Below are 17,490 nucleotides of genomic sequence, written 5' to 3' on the forward strand. Positions count from 1 at the left end.
TCTATTCCTCTCGCATTAGCATTTTGATAGCTTTTTCATATTTGACCTCGTCGCCCTTGCGGTAACCCATGTGCAGCAAACGCTGCTTACCGTTTCGGTCGATAATAACCGTAGTAGGCATAGCGCTTACTCCGTAGAGCTCGCTGACTTCACCTTGAGTATCAAACAACACCGGAAAACTTACCTCTATGTCGTCTAGCAAAACGTCGGCCTTGCTTGGGTCGTCATCAACATTCACTGCCAAAATTTCAAAACCTAAGTCTTTATAGTTTTGATAAATGCTTTCCATTTCAGGAAGCTCTTCTCGGCATGGGCCACACCAAGAGGCCCAAAAGTTAAGCAACACGATGTTGCCGCGCTGCTCGGCCAGACGGATATTGCCGCTGTCTTTACTTCGCAATGTAAAATCAGGCGCATCATTATTGCCTTGCGCAAAGCTTGGTGCACAAAGGCTCAAAGCCAATATCACTGAGCTGATAATGCCCAAGAAGCATAGGGCCAATGGTTTGGTTTGTGGTGCAGCGCTTTTTTGCCCGCTCATTAATCGTTGTATTAACCCTGTCATTAGCTTCCTCGCTGTGTGCTGATGGTGAGTGCTGATGGTGATTGTTTGCGTTTTAAATCGAGTCATTTCATTTACTTTCATCAATGTTGCGCTTAAAAGAAAAATGAACTCGACAGCGTAAACGTAAGGTTGTGCACGTTCTTTTCTTCGCCAATGATATCGCTGTTAAACACGTGATCTCGCACATCTAAACGGACTGCGAAAAAGTCGGCAAACAGCACGCGATAACCTGCACCCGCCGACACTGTGAAGCGTTCATCGCCGCCAAATTCCGTGCTTCCCGCTCCCAAGGTAAGGTAAAAGTCGGTGTTAAAAACCCACTGCTCAGAGACAAAAAGCTCACCGTTGAAGTTGTAACCTAAAGATGCATCGTAATAGCGGTAGTCTCGCTGTTCGTCCGTTAAAAATGGCGCTCCGCCCGACAAAGACTCAAAGCTAGTTTGGCCACCTGTAGCGAGACCGTAGGTACCTTCAAGGAATAAATTTTCGTTAATGTGATAGGCCACGCGCGCTCCATATACCGCCGAGGATTCGAAGTCTTCAATGGAGATAACGCCCACAAACGCGGTGATTTCTACATTTTCAGAGTCAATATCAAACTCTTTTATGTCTCGACGCTCTACATTGGGGTCAATTTCAGACCCCTGATTATTGCTAGCACTTGGCAACTGGCTCAAGCCGCTTGTTTGCGACATGGCTGTTTGCGCAATTCCTATTTGGGTGAAAGCAAGAGGGCTTATTAACATGCTGACCATCGTCACACCGCACAAAATGGCTGCATGCTGCGTTCTTGGCTTGTCGCTTACTGTGTTGTTTTTTGAGTGACTTTTTGTGTCACTGTTTATAAAGCGCTGTCCTAACATCAACTTCATACTCCTAAAAAAAGACGCTAGCGCCCAACATCCACTGGTCTAGACGTTCTTGTTCGTCACGGTCGGTTAAGGCTAAAAGTGAGCGATATTCAAGCTTTACCAACATACTTTTTGCAAAGTAATAACGCAGACCTGCACCTATTTCATAATGGGACGATTTGCGTACCTCATCCCCACTTTGCACCAAATTCGCCCGCGGTTGGGTGCGGATCTCACCGGTGCCCAAAGCAAAGTAGGGACTCACGCGCCACGCGGGAAACAAAGTGTGTCGCATGCGCAGCGACCAAATCTTATTATCCGAAAAATCGCCTAGCGCTTGTGTATAGCTTGCTTCTACGCTGAGATTGCGAGTCCATACCCATGCGCCTGATACGGTCATGGCTGAGATACTGTCTAACACACCGCCAGCGATGGTTATTTCCCAATCTCGAATTTGATAATCGTCAAAACTACCCGAGGAGGCAAAAATTGCGCTGCCGTCTTCTAGTGCCGTAGACATCAAACTGCTTTGCTCTATCCAACCCTCTAGGGTATTGCCGCCGCTCACATAAGCGCGCACTTTATACCAGTTAGTGCGCGATTTAAGAATATCTATTCTCTCGCCCTTTTCGAGTACATGAAACACCGGATATGCCGATGCAGGGCCGGTATGCACATCTATATAAGGACTCGTCACCACGAGGCTTAGCTCGTCTGCCGCAAGTGCGGTGCTGTATACTAATCCAAAAAATACTGCCCCTAACCATAGGCATCGCTTGTTAAAAGTTACACTTTGCATTGCCCATATAGAACGTAAATACACCGTCACCTTGCTAATCCTCGGGAGCATCAAAAGGATTATTATAGTACTGCGCGCCCACATCTAACCACTCTGCAATGAGTTTTAACTCGGCGCCCGACAAATACCCCTGATGACTGCCGCCTTCAAAGGGAGCAAAAAACGCTTCGCTCGCCAGTGCTCCTTGCGTACGCATACTCGCACTCACGCCTACTGTTTGTGTCAAAATAATAGGGTTGCCGTCTGCATCGAGTATCAGGTCGCCATTCTCGTCTCGTGCAAAAACAGGATTGCCGTCTTGGTCTAAAACGGGCACTAAGCGGTCGAGTAAAGCGCCGTCAATCACCTCTTGTTCGTTATCGTTAAATAATAGCTCGCGATAGCTTGTTAAAAAATCGGCATTCTCAGGAGAAGGACTTGCACTTAAATCGAGCTGAGCTGCAGGTACTTGTGTCATGCCAGCGGCATCAACAGGCGTATGGCAGGCAACGCAGGTGTTATCTTGAAGCACGTTGCCGAGCTCGTCGGTAACCGTTCGAGCCACTGCAAATATTGGCGCTACATGGTCAGGATAATTGATTACCGCTCGGCAAATAGCGGTCCAGTTTTGCGCACACGCCTGTGTTATGGGTAAAGGACTCTCAAGGTCTGCATAGGCATATTCAAAAGAAGGCTCGGGCGCTTGCAGAACTGGATCAACCCACACATCTTCAAACACGATGTCGCTGGTTAAGCGCGCCAGGCCGTTAACGCGGCTAAGGGTTTGCGCCATAGTCTCGCCTAAATCGGCAAACAGCGCTGGATTTGTATCAGGAAAGGGAACCCCGGTATTCGGTGCACCGCTATTAATTGAGGCTGCTTGGGCGTCAATACGCCCATGTGGCTCTGTGCTATCGGATGAATGGCATCCAATGCAGTTTTTTTGCTCAGCGGGCATAAGTTGAAGCCAATTATTATGGCGCTCGCCGATACGCTTGCCTGTGGCGTCTACCACTGAAATGCTAAACGGAACGTTTGCGACAATGGCGACCTCAACCGAGCCGTCGGGCTGAATGGGTGTATAGCCAACTATTTCGCGCATGAGCTGATTGTTTGAACGCCCAAACGCACTGTTGTCGAAGTCTCTTACCTCATCGTCAGGTATCGACACGCTTTTTACCACACGTAGAAAACGTGCGGGGCGCATTGACGCTGGCGTTTGTGAAGGATTGCGCGTTGCCTCAAGACCAAATGGGCTTTCATCGGTGCCGTCAAAGTCGTATACGCTTTGAATGTGCAATACGCCAAACCCTTCGTCTAACAGTGCTTGGCGTGAGCGGTCAACACTCGACTCTGGGTTAGCAGGGAAGGGTCTCGACTCCATTGCCACCACCTCGCTAACGGCAAACATGTCTTGTCCTGTGGTTAGCGGAAGTTGAGTCTCTTCAGAATCTGCCCCCTTCTCAGTGGCAAGATCAGGGTCAAACATCCATAAGCCATAAACTGCAGGGGCTTGCTCAAACGCAGGGTCTAACACGTTTTCTTCAGTACAGGGTGCAATCGTGCGTTCGCTGTCTGGCGCAGCGTCCTCAGGCAAGGGTTGATATAATAAACACTGCGACCAGCTAAACAAAATTCTTCCACTTCCATCCCACAGGGGGTAAAGCGCGTTGATATACCCACCGCGTGAAATTTCGTCGAGCAAACTAATACTGTCAAACAACACAGTCTGCTGCGCGGTCTCAGTCATGCCCTGCATGCTGGCAATGGGTGTTTTGTTATCAACAAAATTATCAATATCGATGCTAACAAAGTTTGTACCAAATAACGGATTGGCAAAGGAGTTAATGCCTAGTAGCACCTGTCCGCTTGGCGTAACGCTGGTATTGGCATATTGCACATCGTCTAAACCTTCCACCGAATCATGGCTATGACGGCCGTACATGAGGGTTAAATCGCTGCCATCAGCGTTTATTTGATAAAGATTAATGCCTTTGTTCGAGGCGACCTGGTCCCATCGGCTAAACAAAATCTTGCCGTTTGGTAAAACAATGGGGTCGAGGTCGTGGCTTTGATTAAACGATATCTGCCTCAAATCGCTGCCGTCGCTGTCCATAATATGCAGCACCGAGGCAAAAACGTCTAAACCTTCTTCTAAACCTGCGTACTGGGGCTTACCTTCATCGAGCAGCCGCGCTTGATTGCCGCGCTGACGGGTAGAGCTAAAAACAATGCGCCCATCCGCCAAGTAAACCGGTCCGGTATCGTCTCCGGCCTCGGCGAGGGTATCTGAGGCTATGATGCGGCGCACTTCGTCGATGCTGCGGTCGTACTCGTAAATATTCCAAGTAGGCAATACGTCCATATCTTCTAATTCAGGAGCGCGGGCAGCAAAAATAATGCGAGTACCGGTATAGTCGTTTTCTAGGTCTTTAATGTCGATTGCAAGCGGGTTGCCGTCTTCATCTTCTAAAAGAGCATCATCGCCAAGCATCAAGGTAAGGATACGCGGGGTTAAATCTATCTCAGGCGCAGAGGCATTGGCGCGCGCTTTAATTTTTAAGCTTGCTCCGGCAATAAACTGAGCAGGCTCTCTTAAATCTCTTAATGGCTCACCTTCAGAAATGGCAATGTTTCGCTCGATAAAAGCAATAGGCACATCTATTACCACCGGATCGGGCTCTTGCTCTTCATTCGACACTACAGAACCGCCGCAAGCAGCGAGTGCGCTTAGCAGACTGAGTAATAATAATGAGCGGTAGAGCTTTCTCATGTTTAACCTATTCTTAAAATGCTAGCCGCTGCTAGGAAAATTGCCTAAGGATAGCACTATTAAGAATAACGCTTGCCCCTAAGACTTGGCTAGTGTCGCTATTCACCGACGAGCTGCACCACTGCCGACTCTTTGAACAAAACCTTTAAGAGATTGCCTGTTTATTCGACAAGTGCGCTAAATCGTAATATCGCGACTGCGAGAACTAGATTGACAGCGCAAGCGCAAATAAACAATTTGTTGACCTATATAAAAGCATGTAAAAAGATACTTGTAACAAAATGCTGTTAGGCGCAAATAAAGTTATAAAAAATCTATTTTTATAATTAAAAAGCCTACAACAATATTTTTATACCTAATTGCACGCAAAACGCAGGATTTTTGTTACTGTACACTAAATCATTTAAGCTATTGAAATTTATTTAATTTTTTTATTTAGATGCAACACTTTATGGCGAGGGAGCCGTGTACTGTCGATCATTTGCGACAAATATTACGCATTTCGCCGCTTTTGCAGTACACACTAGCTGTAAACCGTAGCAAAATCAAAAAGATATCGTATGGGCACGATTCTTGTTACTCTCATCTAATTGTATAAAGTGATTGAAGCGCGACTCATGAAGAGTATGGGTGATGACTAGGTAAATATTGCTTAGTAAGTATCGCTTAGTAAACCTTCTCGTAGAATACCATAACCAAAGGCGCGTTTATCATGCGTATAACAGAGTAAAACAGGAGTTCAGTTATGCAGCATAGCCACATCCACGAAGCGTATGGCAAGGTGTTGAGTCAAAGTACGCTGTGCCACAGCACTTTGCGCCAAGCTACCTTGCATAATAGCACCTTACGCAAGTCATTGTGTCAGCGCGCACTCGGTTTAGCAACATGGGCTAAACGCGCTTGTTTGGCTATGATGCTCGTGCTCCCTTTACAAAGTGCATACGCCGACGCGCTCACCCAAGCCAAACGTATGCACGACAGGATTGCAGGCATACCCGCCTCTCAAAGCACCCTAAATGAGATGGCGGCATTGATTGAACAAGGCAATGCAAAACAAGCAGCGTACATTGCCATGGCCTCCCCGAGCTTCTACAACGTAACTTTGAAAAACTGGATTACACCGTGGACCAATGAAGAGGCTGATGTATTTGCGCCGCTAAACGACTATACCGCCACCGTAATTGGCATAGTACGAGACGACATAGACTTTAGAGAAATTTTAACGGGAGATATCATCTACACCGCAAGCGGCATCTCGGGTATCCCTGCATACAGCACAAACAACAACGCGCATTACGAAAGCCTCGAAAACAACGGCGTGGATTTGTCGAGTGCGTTGACCCGCAGCACTCAATCGGCAGTGACCGGCATTCCAAGCGATGCAAGCGCTGGTGTAATGACTACACGGGCCGCTGCTAAATCATTTTTTAAAGACGGAACGAATCGCGCTATGCTGCGATTTACCCTAATGAATCACTTATGCACCGACCTTGAGCCACTCAAAGACACCAGTTTACCGCCCGACCGAATTCGACAAGACTTAAGCCGAAGCCCCGGCGGCGATAGCCGAATATTTGCCAACTCTTGCACCGGATGCCATAACGGTATGGACCCGCTAGCGCAAGCATTTGCCTATTATGAATATGATTACAATGTAGATGCTGATCCAGAAGGTGAAAACGGGCGCTTGTTGTATAACGCAGAAGGCCAGCTTGACCCAGAAACCAATTCCCGCGTTACGGCAAAACACCTTATTAACAGCAATAATTTTCCATTTGGCTATGTCATAGGCGATGACCGCTGGGATAACTATTGGCGAGAAGGCATTAATCAAACCTTGGGTTGGTCAGATGCGCTCACCGGCAGTGGATATGGTGCAAAAAGCATGGGCGAAGAGCTAGCCAACAGTGAAAAGTTTGCGAGCTGTCAGGTAAGCAAAGTGTTTGAAAATGTTTGCTTACGACGACCGCAAGACGCAAATGACCGCAGCGCAATTGCTAATATCACTTCTAACTTTGTTGCATCAGGCTATCTAATCAAAGAAGCCTTTGCCGACACCGCAACGTATTGCGCAGGAGAATAAGTATGTCCCATCCTCTAAGCAATACCGCAATTCGCTTAAGTTTACTTGCCAGTATTTTGTATTTAAGTGCCTGCGGTGGCGGCAGTGACGCCCAAGTGCAAGAAACGCCGGTACCACCTCCGAGCAACGCGCCCGACAGCGGCTATGATGGACCGCCACCTGCTACCACCGATGTGCAAGATTTTAAACTCAACGTGTGGGACAATTTGGCGACCCAAGACAAATGTGCGGCGTGTCATGTGCAAGGTGAGCAAAGCCCAGCCTTCGCCCGTAACGACGATATTAACGATGCCTATGCCATCACTAACACCTTGGTTGATAAAAACAATGTGGCGAATTCACTGTTAATTACGAAAGTGGCCGGCGGTCACAACTGCTGGCTTAGCAGCAACAGTGCTTGTGCAGATATTATGACAACATGGATAGAAGCATGGTTAGACAAAGACCAGTCGGCGACGGCGATTACGCTAGAGGCACCTGCGCCTCGGGCTGTGGGTGCTAATAAAAACTTCCCCGATTCACCCGCATTATTTGAAAGCACGGTATACCCGCTTTTGGAAACGTACTGCAGTGAATGCCACCAATCGAGCGCTTCCATTCCTATTTCACCCTATATTGGGTCGAGTGATGTGGCCGAAGCCTACTTAGCATCCATATCTAAAATTAATTTAGACCTTCCAAAAGACAGCCGCATGGTAGAACGAGTGCGCGACGAGTTTCACAATTGCTGGGATGATTGCGCCTCAGATGCAATAGCGCTCACCGATGCTATTGAGGCTATGAGCGAGTCCATTGAAGTCACTCAGTTAGACAGCAATTTAGTTGCTTCTAACGCAGTGGGTTTATTTGAAGGCACGCTAGCAAGTGGCGGCGGTAGATTTGAATCTAACCTTATTGCTAAGTGGGAATTTAAAACAGGCTCTGGCAACACCGCTTTTGACACAAGCGGCGTGTCTCCTGCCATCGATTTAACCCTATCGGGCAATTATAACTGGGTAGGCGGCTGGGGTATTCAGCTCAACGAAGGCAAAGCACAGGGCGCCACCAGCACTAGCAAAAAACTGCATGACTTAATTGTGTCGACGGGCGAATTCGCGATTGAGGTTTGGGTTGCGCCTGCTAATGTAACCCAAGAAGGGCCTGCACGCATCATCAGCTATTCAGGGGGCGACGACAGACGCAATTTCATGCTCGGTCAAACCCTATATAACTACAATGCGCTTGTGAGAAACGATAATACAGATAGCAATGGCGAACCGGCATTAAATACCGCAGATGCAGACGAAGACTTACAAGCCGCTTTGCAGCACGTCGTGCTCAATTATAGCGGTAGCGAGGGCCGAACCTTGTTTGTTAACGGCCAAGAGACCGGCGACAGCGATACCATAGAAGCCAGTTTACTGAATACGTGGGACGATACCTTTGCATTTGTGATTGGCAGTGAAGTTAGCGGTCGCTCTCCTTTTGCCGGCACAGTGCGCATGGTTGCGATTCATAACCGTGCACTTAGCAGCGAACAAGTTGCGAGCAATTTTGATGCGGGTATTGGCCAGAAGTTTTATCTGATGTTTGGCATTGGCGAGGTCATTAACCAAGCAGATACCTATGTGGTATTTGAGGTAAGTCAGTTTGATAGCTACAGTTATTTGTTTACCGAACCCTTTGTTGTGAGCCTTAATCAAAATGCGAATTTGGACGGCATTACCTTGCGCGGTATGCGCATTGGCATAAACGGGCGAGAAGAAAGAACCGGTCAAGTTTTCGCAACCTTAGATATGGCGGTAGATGGTGCAAGCAACAATGCGCTTGGCGGCAAACCTCTCTCTCCCCAAGGCACTATCATACCGGTGGAAAAAGGCCCTGAGCTCGATGAGTTTTTCTTAACCTTTGATGTATTAGGTGACGCCCAGTCTGTTCGCATAGCCCAAGAGGCACCAATAGCAACACCGGCGCAAGATATAGAGGCTCAGGCTCAAATTGGCGTGCGCAATTTCGATGAAATTAATGCCAGCATGGCTGCACTCACGGGAGTTAGCATTACCGAGCCTGGCGTTCAGGCATCGTATCAGCAGCTACGCCAGCAGCTCCCAAGTGTTAGCAACATCGACAGCTTTTTGACCTCAAACCAGATGGCCATTACGCAGCTCGCAATTAAGTACTGCGATGCCTTAGTTGAAGACAGCACGCTGCGCAGCAGCTTCTTCCCTAATATGGACTTTAATGCAAATGCAAACAACGGCTTTAACAGTGCCATGAAAGACGCCATTATTAATCCACTTAATCAAACTATGTTGGGCAATGGTGTGAGCACCCAGCCTGAGCAAAATGAGGTATACAATGAGGTTAGTCAGCTCATTGATAGACTCAGCTCTTGCGCAAATCAAAATACCTGTCAGGCCGACACCACAAAAACTGTGGTCAAAGCAAGTTGTGCTGCCCTTTTAGGCAGCGCCGTTGTGATATTACAATAGGAGCATGAGTATGAAAAAAACCTATAGCTTTACCTCAAAGCATACTCGCGTGGCGTCCTCAGTAAAACGCGCCTCGGTGCCCAGTGCCCATGGCAAAGACGACGCGCTTTATCATAACGACCATGGTAAGCCAATCACTCGCAGAGAGTTTATTGCGCAAGGTTTTTGCGCAGGTGCAAGCATTGTAGCGGGCGCGTCGGCTTTGAGCTTGTTCGCTAACCCACGCAAGGCACACGCCTCGCTATCGTCCGACCTAGAAGCTTTAAAACAAAGCTGCGGCATTGCCACTCAGGGCGCCGGCAAAATACCGTTTATCGTGTTTGATTTGGCCGGCGGTGCCAATATTGCTGGGTCGAATGTATTAGTGGGCGGGCGCGGTGGTCAGCTCGACTTTTTAAGCACCCAAGGCTATTCAAGACAGGGCTTACCGGGAGATATGGTGCCCTCCATTGCCAACCCAGATACCGGTTTGTCTGATTTTATTAACACCGAGCTAGGATTAGCCTTTCATGCAGACTCGGCGTTTTTGCGCGGTATTCAAGATAAGCTCGCCGTGACCAATCGCGCCAACGTTAATGGAGCGGTGATCCCCGCTCGCTCAGAAAACGACACTGGAAACAATCCACACAATCCGATGTATGGCATTAATCGCGCGGGTGCTGATGGCTCTTTGCTCACCCTCATTGGCTCACGCAACTCTGATTCTGGCGGCAACTCCATGGCGCCAGCCAATTTAATCGACGCGGCCAAACGACCGACTAAGGTAGACCGCCCTTCCGATGTCACTGGGCTAGTAGATACTGGCGATTTAGTTGGTTTGCTCAGCCAACAAGACTCGGTTGCAGTGATGGAATCCATTCAGCGTATTTCTGATATGAAGCTTGGTAAGGTTAACACGCAAATTAGCAGCGACGAGGTAATTAAAGACCTCGTACGCTGTGGATACGTAAAAAGCGCCGACATTACCGACCGCTTTGGCGACCCAAGCACGCTTAATCCTGAGGTAGACCCAACCATCGTTGGAGAAGACGGTATTTTTACTGCAGAAGAATTTACCTCAGACCGCGAGTTCCAAAAGACCGCTTCTGTGATGAAGCTTGTTATGAATGGCTTTGCGGGCGCAGGCACCATTACTATGGGCGGCTATGATTATCATGTGGGCAACCGCGCCACTGGCGAAATTCGTGACTTGCGTGCCGGTAGATGCATGGGCGCCTGTTTAGAATACGCTGCGCGGCTAGGCGTTCCGCTGATGATGTATGTATGTAGCGATGGCTCAGTATTCAGTAACGGCATGATTGATGATTCTGCCGACGGACGGGGCAAAGGCGTGTGGACAGGGGATAACTCATCCACCGCGGCGTCTTTCTTTTTGGTGTACAACCCTGGCGGCACACCGCAGCTTATTGGCGCAGACGCCAACGAACAGGCTATGCATCAACAGCTTGGATTTATGCGACGCGACGGCAGCGTTGAGACCGCTAGCACCCCCGCTGCAAACAACGTTAACTTACTAGTTGAAACGGTGGTGCTAAATTATTTAGCACTGCATGGAGAGCAGGGGAGACTTGCCGAGGTGATGCCATCAAACGGTTTAGGCAACAGTAACTTAATTGATTCGTTAACTGCGTTTGCGCCCATTGTAAACGGCAGGATTAGTTGAGCGTAATAAGTTAAAGGCTAACAGTTGAACGTTATCAGTTATACGCACTCAGTTTAACGTATCCAGCTAAGATAAATGGCCAAGCAGTCACTAGCCTATCAACATATAAAGTAGTTTAAAAAGTAGCGAAAAAGCCTCACGTTGAGGCTTTTTTATTGCTAATCCATGGTTTAATCGGGCTCGCTTATTTTGACTTTACTCCAATGCTTGGCCCAGCGCGCTTTCTTTTCATCTTTAGATAAGGCTTTAGGCGAGACGGGTGTGGGCGCAGACAGCAAATCAGCATCATGCAAACAGTCGGAGTTAATCGCGCCTTTATATTCACCATCAATATTGGCTACAACAGCCACGATTTGCTCACAGTTAGCGCAGCGTAGAAACTCAGCCTGTTGTGAACCTTGCCTTAAATGTTGCAGGCTAATGGTGCTGACAATCTCCAAAGTCCCTTGCGGGTCTGATACATACATCAGGTCGTGCTCAGAGCAAAAGTCACAGTCGCATGCCCGTGGCGAATAGTCTGACAAAGCTAAAGGCAGGTTCAGATATAGCTCTATTTGATTACAGTGGCAGGTACCCGGATATAGCTTTGACACAATCTAACCTCAATAAGATTTGAAGGCTGGGTTCCGATAATCTTGATGTTGAGCGCTCATATTTTATTAATATTCCTAACTGCCCACAGCATCAGCCCAACATTGATTTGCGCGGAAACTTTACCATTACGCTAACAAGATACCATCGCTTACAGGGCAGGCTAAATAAGAAAAACTCTGCCAATCCTCTATTTCACCTCGTATTTTGCTGACCTTGAGTGCCTGCAAATAACACTAGCAGCGAAAAGCTGCGCTTGGAACATTGTATCTAACAACGATAACGATACACGCGGGCGATTGACGAATATTTGGTTAAATTCACTACTATCTAAAATATACATCATCCACACAAAAAGCTAAGCCTCTGTAATTATGAAACAATTTCTATTGGCACTGCGTTTGCAAAACCTAGCGAACAAGATGGCTCTGTTTCCATGAAGTGTTGTTACATGTACTTAAAAGACACCGATGCCAGATTGACTTGTAGGGGGCTTAGCTTGAAAACGTCGAAATCATGGATGATTTCGCCGAGCGCCCATGGATGGGTTCACAGCGTTTTTCAAGCTAAGCCCCCTACAAGTGAATTATTTAGCCCCGTGTTATGCCTAGCAACACTTCATGGAAACAGAGCCCACAACTACCATCTGTGTAGTAAACGCCAAAGGGCATTTAAAACGAGAGGATGAATTAATGGAAATATCAGGGTCTGTTGATCTTTTCTGTATGATTTTGCGGCAGTTTGTGCGCTATTTAGGCAAAGACTCGTTATTGAAGTGTAGTCATCTACATAAAATAACGATGATGCAGCATAAATAGTGCACAAGCGCCGCCCGGAGGGTTCGCTCCATGTGCATCCCGCTCTTTGTTACGTGCTTTTAATGCAGAATAACTGCACCTGCAAGCACGTGCCGCGATCGGAAAGCACATGGAACGAACAAAATTCATACAGCAAAGATCAACAGACCCTAGTAAGTATGTTTTTGTTTATGTTGGGAGCAGTGGTTTGGTTAATTCCACTTATTGTTATTCTGTCTTCAAACCGTACTTCAGGCGGCGAAAAGGCTGCGTGGATATTGGCCGTAATATTCATCTCATGGTTTGCTTGGATTTTTTATTTCTTGCTCGCCCCACTTAAAGACGACCGAGTCAGGTATTAAGCGCGCATGAAACATATTCAATTAGCCAGAAAGCTGGCATTCACCCTTATTGGCGGCGCGTTTGTGCTGCTAGGCGCGATGTTTATAATAGTGCCCGGACCGTCGCTTCTGTTTATTGTGCCAGGCTTAATTTTACTGAGCTATGATTATCCTGTTGCTAAACAAATGCTACGCAAATGCATGAAACTAATGACAAAAAGCGCGGCGTGGATTGACGAAAAGCTGCGAGAACGAAAGTACCGATAGCTTATTGCTCTAAGCCTTTGGAGTAGTGCATGCGGCGCTGATTATCCATAACAATCGCTTCAAAGTCTGGTAGGGCGTTGATAAGACCGAGTCCTTCTTCAACGCCCATCACAAAAACCGCCGTCGACAGCGCGTCGTTATAAACTGATTCTGGACCAATAACAGATACTGACTGAACGTGGTAACTCGATTTTCCAGTTTTAGGGGATAGAATATGATGAAAGCGTTTTCCGTCCTCTTCAAAATAGCGTTCGTAGTCTCCTGAGGTCGACATAGCTGCGTCTTCTAGAGGAATTAACACCGCCTGCTTGCTTTTATCTCGTGGGTCGCGAATGCCTACTACCCACGGTTTCCCTAACCTGTCCCCTAGCAGTCGAGTATCGCCGCCGGCTGTGACCAATGCATGCTTGATGCCCATTGCCTCTAAAGCCTCAATCGCCTTGTCTACCGCATAACCTTTAGCAATACCACCTAGGTCAATTTTTACATCTGGGTGCGCAAAAAACACTGTTTGATTGGCTTCATTAAGCTCTACATGGCGGTAATTTATCGCCGATAACAATGAGCCAATCTGCGCGTCTTCTGGTCGCCGTTTTTGCCGATAGTCATACAAGTAGCCCACACTGGCAAAGGTAATATCAAATGCGCCAAGGGTAAGTTCTGAAAGCTGGGCTGAAAGACCTAATACATAAAACATTTCGTCACTTACTTTTACCGGCGCAAGTGATGCGGTGCGATTAAGTAAAGAGAGTTCGCTGCTGTCAATATAAGGACTCATTAGCTGATTAATGCGCTCCATTTCAATCATCACTTGGGAGAGCGCCCGTTGACGAAGCTCATCATTCTGATGGAAAACCTCTGCGCGAATATTTGTGCCCATGATCCCTTCACTTCGCTCCTGCCACTTCGCCTTCACAGTGTGAGACGTAATTGCTAGCACGAGCAGGGCTAATAATGGCCAAACAAGGCTGAGATTACTTGGATTTGTGCGCGAGTGTATGTGCATTTTGCTCCCAGTTTTGCCCATCAAAATCAACAATTCTTACCTTTGGCGGAAATTTATCCAAACAGTTCAAATTCACACTCACGCCATCGGGATTTGAGCGGGGCGTGTAAAAGGCTTTAATTCCGCATATCTTACAAAAGGTGTGCTTGGCCGCGCCTGTATTAAAAGTATAAGTGCTCAACACATCTTCACCCGAGAGTAATGTAAAGTCTCGTTTGGGAATGATCACGTGCAGTAAACCGCTTTTGGCACAGATAGAGCAATTACATCGCTCGCTTTCGACCTCATCTGGCAACTGCACTTCAAATTTAACCGCTGTACAGTGACAGCTTCCTGGGTACTTCTTCTTCATTTTTATCTTCCTAGCGTTGCCGTTTCGGCAATTGTCGTGCAATGACGCATTTCATAAGGCATGGCTTAGTGTGTGGCAAATAAAAAAGGCTTGCAAGCGAAGCGACCTCAATTATTTGAGCACTCCAGCATGCAAGCCTTTTAATCGCTTATTTCAAGCCCTGTTATTATGCTTTTGCCAGACCTCGCAGTACATAATGCAAAATACCGCCATGCTGATAGTATTCCCACTCACTGTTGGTATCTATTCGGACTTTTACCTCAAACTCCACGCTCTCACCATTTGCACGAGTTGCCGTTACTGTAATGCGTTTAGGGCGTTCCTCTAAGCTTGAAAAGCTGAAGCTCTCTTCGCCTGTAAGCTCGTAAGTCTCGGCACTTTCTTGCGGCATAAATTCAAGCGGTAACACACCAAAACCCACTAAGTTCGAGCGATGGATACGCTCATAGCTTGATGCAATTACTACGTTTATGCCCAGCAACTTGGTGCCCTTTGCCGCCCAATCACGCGATGAACCTGTGCCATATTCTTTGCCCGCCAATACAATCAGCGGCGTACCGCTTTGCTTATACTTCATTGCAGCATCGTAAATACTGCACGCCTCGTCATCTGGGAAGTAGGTGGTATAACCGCCTTCAGTGCCCGGCGCTAGCTGGTTTTTTAAGCGCACATTGGCAAACGTACCGCGCATCATCACTTCATGATTGCCCCTTCGAGAGCCTAAGGAATTGAAGTCTTTTTTCGTCACACCTTGTGCGACTAAATACTCTCCGGCAGGGGTGCTTTCACCGATGGCGCCTGCCGGTGATATATGGTCAGTGGTAATAGAGTCGCCCACCTTCACGATGCATCTGGCATCCACCACGCTGGGTATATCGGCCGCTTCGTTCGTCATGCCTTCAAAATAGGGAGGGTTTTTCACATAGGTCGACTCAGGCCAGCTGTAGGTTTCCCCCTCAGGCACCGACAAGGCGCGCCATTGCTCTGTACCTTCAAACACATCTTGATAGCGGCTTTGATACATATCAGCCGATAAGGATTTGAGTACCAAATCATTAATTTCATTTTGTGTTGGCCAAATGTCTTTCAAATACACCGCATTATTGTCGCTATCAAACCCTAGGGGCTCTTTGTCGATATCAATGGCCATACTGCCAGCTAATGCATAAGCGACTACCAGAGGTGGCGAGGCGAGATAATTAGCTCTTACGTCTTGGTGAATACGGCCCTCAAAATTTCGATTTCCCGAGAGTACCGAGCATGCGGTTAGCTTACCCTCGTTTATCGCTTTGCTGACAACTTCTGGCAGCGGGCCGGAATTTCCAATACACGTTGTACAACCAAAGCCCACTAAATCAAAACCTAACTCCTCTAGTGGGTCCATCAATCCTGCTTTTTCAAGATAGGCGGGCACAACTTGCGAGCCCGGTGCTAGGGAAGTTTTTACCCAAGGTTTTGGCTTTAATCCCTTAGCTAAGGCTTTTTGTGCGACCAAGCCTGCCGCTACCATCACCGCTGGGTTTGAGGTGTTTGTGCATGATGTGATCGCGGCGATAACAACATCGCCATGCTTGAGGGTGCAATCCTCACCGTTGATGGTGATGCTTACAGATTCCGACGCATTGTCTTTACCCACAGCTGTCGCACCACCCTCATCAGCAAAGCGCGACACAGTCTCGTCTTCGAGCTCTATGCCTAAAATCTGCATGTGTTTAACAAACTCGCCCTTAGCATCGCTTAATGAGATTCTGTCTTGAGGACGTTTCGGCCCAGCAATACTTGGTACCACATTACCCATATCGAGTTTTAAGGTGTCGCTGTACTGTGCTGGCTTTTCGCCCTGTTCGCGCCACATGCCTTGTGCTTTAGCATAGGCCTTAACAATGTCGATTTGCGCTGCATCTCGTCCACTTAATTCCATATAGCGCAGCGTTTCTTCATCAATAGGGAATATCCCGCAGGTAGCGCCGTATTCTGGTGCCATGTTGGCTATGGTAGCGCGATCTGCCAGAGGTAAATTGGCTAAACCATCGCCATAAAATTCCACAAATTTTCCAACAACACCCTTTTCTCTTAAGCGCTGAGTGACGGTGAGGACTAAGTCGGTTGCACTCGCCCCTTCTTTAAGCTTTCCGGTAAGTTCAAACCCAACAACTTCAGGTAGCAACATACTGATAGGTTGGCCAAGCATCGCAGCCTCAGCCTCAATGCCGCCTACTCCCCAGCCTAGTACGCCTAAACCATTGATCATGGTGGTATGAGAGTCGGTGCCAACAAGGGTGTCAGGATAAAGTGCAGCAGGCTCATCTGAGCTTTGCTCGCCCTGCATCACAACACTGGCCAAATACTCAAGATTCACTTGGTGCACAATACCTGTGCCAGGCGGAACAACTTTGAAGTTTGAAAACGCTTTCTGTCCCCAGCGCAAAAACTGATAGCGTTCTTGATTACGCTCAAATTCAACGCTTGTGTTTTTTTCTAAAGCGTCTGCCGTGCCGAAATGATCAACCATCACAGAATGGTCAATTACCAAATCTACCGGGACCTGTGGATTAATGGACTGCGCGTCGCCCCCTAGGGCAACAACTGCATCTCGCATGGCGGCTAAATCAACAATGGCAGGGACCCCAGTAAAATCTTGCAAAACGACTCGCGCCGGCGTGAAGGCAACCTGCTCTAATGGTTTAGCTTTTGGATCCCAAGCGCATATCGCCTCAATGTCTTGGGCACTTACATGTAAACTGTCTTCGTTTCGTAGTAAGTTCTCTAATAAAATTTTCATGCAGTAGGGGAGGCTTTGGATCTTATCCTGCTTGGGCAAGCGAGTAATATCAAAAATCGTATACTGCTTACTGGCAACGGTTAGTTGTCGCTTGGTATGAAAGCTGTTGTTACTCATGTTGTCTCCTTACACTTATGGCGAAAACGAATTCGCACTATGTTGAATTTTTA

General features: G+C 47.6%; 13 protein-coding genes. 5 read left to right on the forward strand and 8 right to left on the reverse strand.

The window, feature by feature from the left end:
- Position 1: 1 nt before the first annotated feature.
- The 4 genes from ACFO4O_RS01090 to ACFO4O_RS01105 all read right to left on the reverse strand — a co-directional run bounded on the left by ACFO4O_RS01090 (position 2) and on the right by ACFO4O_RS01105 (position 4,967).
- Complete coding sequence (locus tag ACFO4O_RS01090) at positions 2-565, reverse strand: TlpA disulfide reductase family protein (protein WP_382405400.1); 564 nt, start codon at positions 563-565, stop codon at positions 2-4.
- A gap of 92 nt (positions 566-657) precedes the next feature.
- The gene (locus tag ACFO4O_RS01095) at positions 658-1,428 is read right to left on the reverse strand and encodes an outer membrane beta-barrel domain-containing protein (protein WP_382405488.1); all 771 of its coding nucleotides are present in this window, start codon (positions 1,426-1,428) and stop codon (positions 658-660) included.
- Positions 1,429-1,441: 13 nt separating this feature from the next.
- A complete protein-coding gene (locus tag ACFO4O_RS01100) occupies positions 1,442-2,215 on the reverse strand; it encodes an SH3 domain-containing protein (protein WP_382405401.1) in 774 nt (257 codons plus the stop codon).
- A 34-nt stretch (positions 2,216-2,249) separates the two neighbouring features.
- The gene (locus ACFO4O_RS01105; protein WP_382405402.1) at positions 2,250-4,967 is read right to left on the reverse strand and encodes an HzsA-related protein; all 2,718 of its coding nucleotides are present in this window, start codon (positions 4,965-4,967) and stop codon (positions 2,250-2,252) included.
- A 910-nt stretch (positions 4,968-5,877) separates the two neighbouring features.
- Here ACFO4O_RS01105 and ACFO4O_RS01110 point away from each other — a divergent pair.
- Genes ACFO4O_RS01110 through ACFO4O_RS01120 form a run of 3 tightly spaced genes read left to right on the forward strand, consistent with a single transcriptional unit; the run spans position 5,878 to position 11,184 of the window.
- A complete protein-coding gene (locus ACFO4O_RS01110; protein ID WP_465253830.1) occupies positions 5,878-7,050 on the forward strand; it encodes a hypothetical protein in 1,173 nt (390 codons plus the stop codon).
- 2 nt (positions 7,051-7,052) lie between these two features.
- Positions 7,053-9,521 carry a LamG domain-containing protein gene (locus ACFO4O_RS01115; protein WP_382405404.1) on the forward strand — a complete coding sequence of 823 codons (2,469 nt, stop codon included), beginning with the start codon at positions 7,053-7,055 and terminating at the stop codon, positions 9,519-9,521.
- A gap of 10 nt (positions 9,522-9,531) precedes the next feature.
- Positions 9,532-11,184 (forward strand): hypothetical protein, encoded by a 1,653-nt coding sequence (locus tag ACFO4O_RS01120; RefSeq protein WP_382405406.1) that lies wholly within the window; start codon positions 9,532-9,534, stop codon positions 11,182-11,184.
- 170 nt (positions 11,185-11,354) lie between these two features.
- Here the strand turns inward: ACFO4O_RS01120 and ACFO4O_RS01125 are convergent, their stop codons facing one another.
- The gene (locus ACFO4O_RS01125) at positions 11,355-11,777 is read right to left on the reverse strand and encodes an aldehyde-activating protein (protein WP_382405408.1); all 423 of its coding nucleotides are present in this window, start codon (positions 11,775-11,777) and stop codon (positions 11,355-11,357) included.
- A gap of 986 nt (positions 11,778-12,763) precedes the next feature.
- Here ACFO4O_RS01125 and ACFO4O_RS01130 point away from each other — a divergent pair.
- Both ACFO4O_RS01130 and ACFO4O_RS01135 read left to right on the forward strand, forming a co-directional pair.
- A complete protein-coding gene (locus ACFO4O_RS01130; protein ID WP_382405489.1) occupies positions 12,764-12,934 on the forward strand; it encodes a PLDc N-terminal domain-containing protein in 171 nt (56 codons plus the stop codon).
- A gap of 6 nt (positions 12,935-12,940) precedes the next feature.
- The gene (locus tag ACFO4O_RS01135; protein WP_382405409.1) at positions 12,941-13,180 is read left to right on the forward strand and encodes a PGPGW domain-containing protein; all 240 of its coding nucleotides are present in this window, start codon (positions 12,941-12,943) and stop codon (positions 13,178-13,180) included.
- A 1-nt stretch (position 13,181) separates the two neighbouring features.
- Here ACFO4O_RS01135 and ACFO4O_RS01140 read toward each other — a convergent pair whose 3' ends face one another.
- The 3 genes from ACFO4O_RS01140 to acnA all read right to left on the reverse strand — a co-directional run bounded on the left by ACFO4O_RS01140 (position 13,182) and on the right by acnA (position 17,437).
- Complete coding sequence (locus ACFO4O_RS01140) at positions 13,182-14,186, reverse strand: FAD:protein FMN transferase (RefSeq protein ID WP_382405410.1); 1,005 nt, start codon at positions 14,184-14,186, stop codon at positions 13,182-13,184.
- Complete coding sequence (locus ACFO4O_RS01145) at positions 14,155-14,538, reverse strand: GFA family protein (protein ID WP_382405411.1); 384 nt, start codon at positions 14,536-14,538, stop codon at positions 14,155-14,157. Before ACFO4O_RS01145 ends, ACFO4O_RS01140 begins: the two co-directional genes overlap by 32 nt.
- A gap of 166 nt (positions 14,539-14,704) precedes the next feature.
- A complete protein-coding gene (gene acnA, locus ACFO4O_RS01150; RefSeq protein ID WP_382405412.1) occupies positions 14,705-17,437 on the reverse strand; it encodes an aconitate hydratase AcnA in 2,733 nt (910 codons plus the stop codon).
- Between the last annotated feature and the right edge of the window lie 53 nt (positions 17,438-17,490).

The organism is Glaciecola siphonariae (assembly GCF_042652645.1).
In the GTDB taxonomy this organism is placed as follows: domain Bacteria; phylum Pseudomonadota; class Gammaproteobacteria; order Enterobacterales; family Alteromonadaceae; genus Glaciecola; species Glaciecola siphonariae.

Bases quoted from the DNA above. Each gene is read 5' to 3' on its own strand.
- ACFO4O_RS01090 (WP_382405400.1), bottom strand. From the start codon at position 565: ATGACAGGGTTAATACAACGATTAATGAGCGGGCAAAAAAGCGCTGCA.
- ACFO4O_RS01095 (WP_382405488.1), bottom strand. From the start codon at position 1,428: ATGTTAGGACAGCGCTTTATAAACAGTGACACAAAAAGTCACTCAAAA.
- ACFO4O_RS01100 (WP_382405401.1), bottom strand. From the start codon at position 2,215: ATGCAAAGTGTAACTTTTAACAAGCGATGCCTATGGTTAGGGGCAGTA.
- ACFO4O_RS01105 (WP_382405402.1), bottom strand. From the start codon at position 4,967: ATGAGAAAGCTCTACCGCTCATTATTATTACTCAGTCTGCTAAGCGCA.
- ACFO4O_RS01110 (WP_465253830.1), top strand. From the start codon at position 5,878: ATGATGCTCGTGCTCCCTTTACAAAGTGCATACGCCGACGCGCTCACC.
- ACFO4O_RS01115 (WP_382405404.1), top strand. From the start codon at position 7,053: ATGTCCCATCCTCTAAGCAATACCGCAATTCGCTTAAGTTTACTTGCC.
- ACFO4O_RS01120 (WP_382405406.1), top strand. From the start codon at position 9,532: ATGAAAAAAACCTATAGCTTTACCTCAAAGCATACTCGCGTGGCGTCC.
- ACFO4O_RS01130 (WP_382405489.1), top strand. From the start codon at position 12,764: ATGTTGGGAGCAGTGGTTTGGTTAATTCCACTTATTGTTATTCTGTCT.
- ACFO4O_RS01135 (WP_382405409.1), top strand. From the start codon at position 12,941: ATGAAACATATTCAATTAGCCAGAAAGCTGGCATTCACCCTTATTGGC.
- ACFO4O_RS01140 (WP_382405410.1), bottom strand. From the start codon at position 14,186: ATGCACATACACTCGCGCACAAATCCAAGTAATCTCAGCCTTGTTTGG.
- ACFO4O_RS01145 (WP_382405411.1), bottom strand. From the start codon at position 14,538: ATGAAGAAGAAGTACCCAGGAAGCTGTCACTGTACAGCGGTTAAATTT.
- acnA (WP_382405412.1), bottom strand. From the start codon at position 17,437: ATGAGTAACAACAGCTTTCATACCAAGCGACAACTAACCGTTGCCAGT.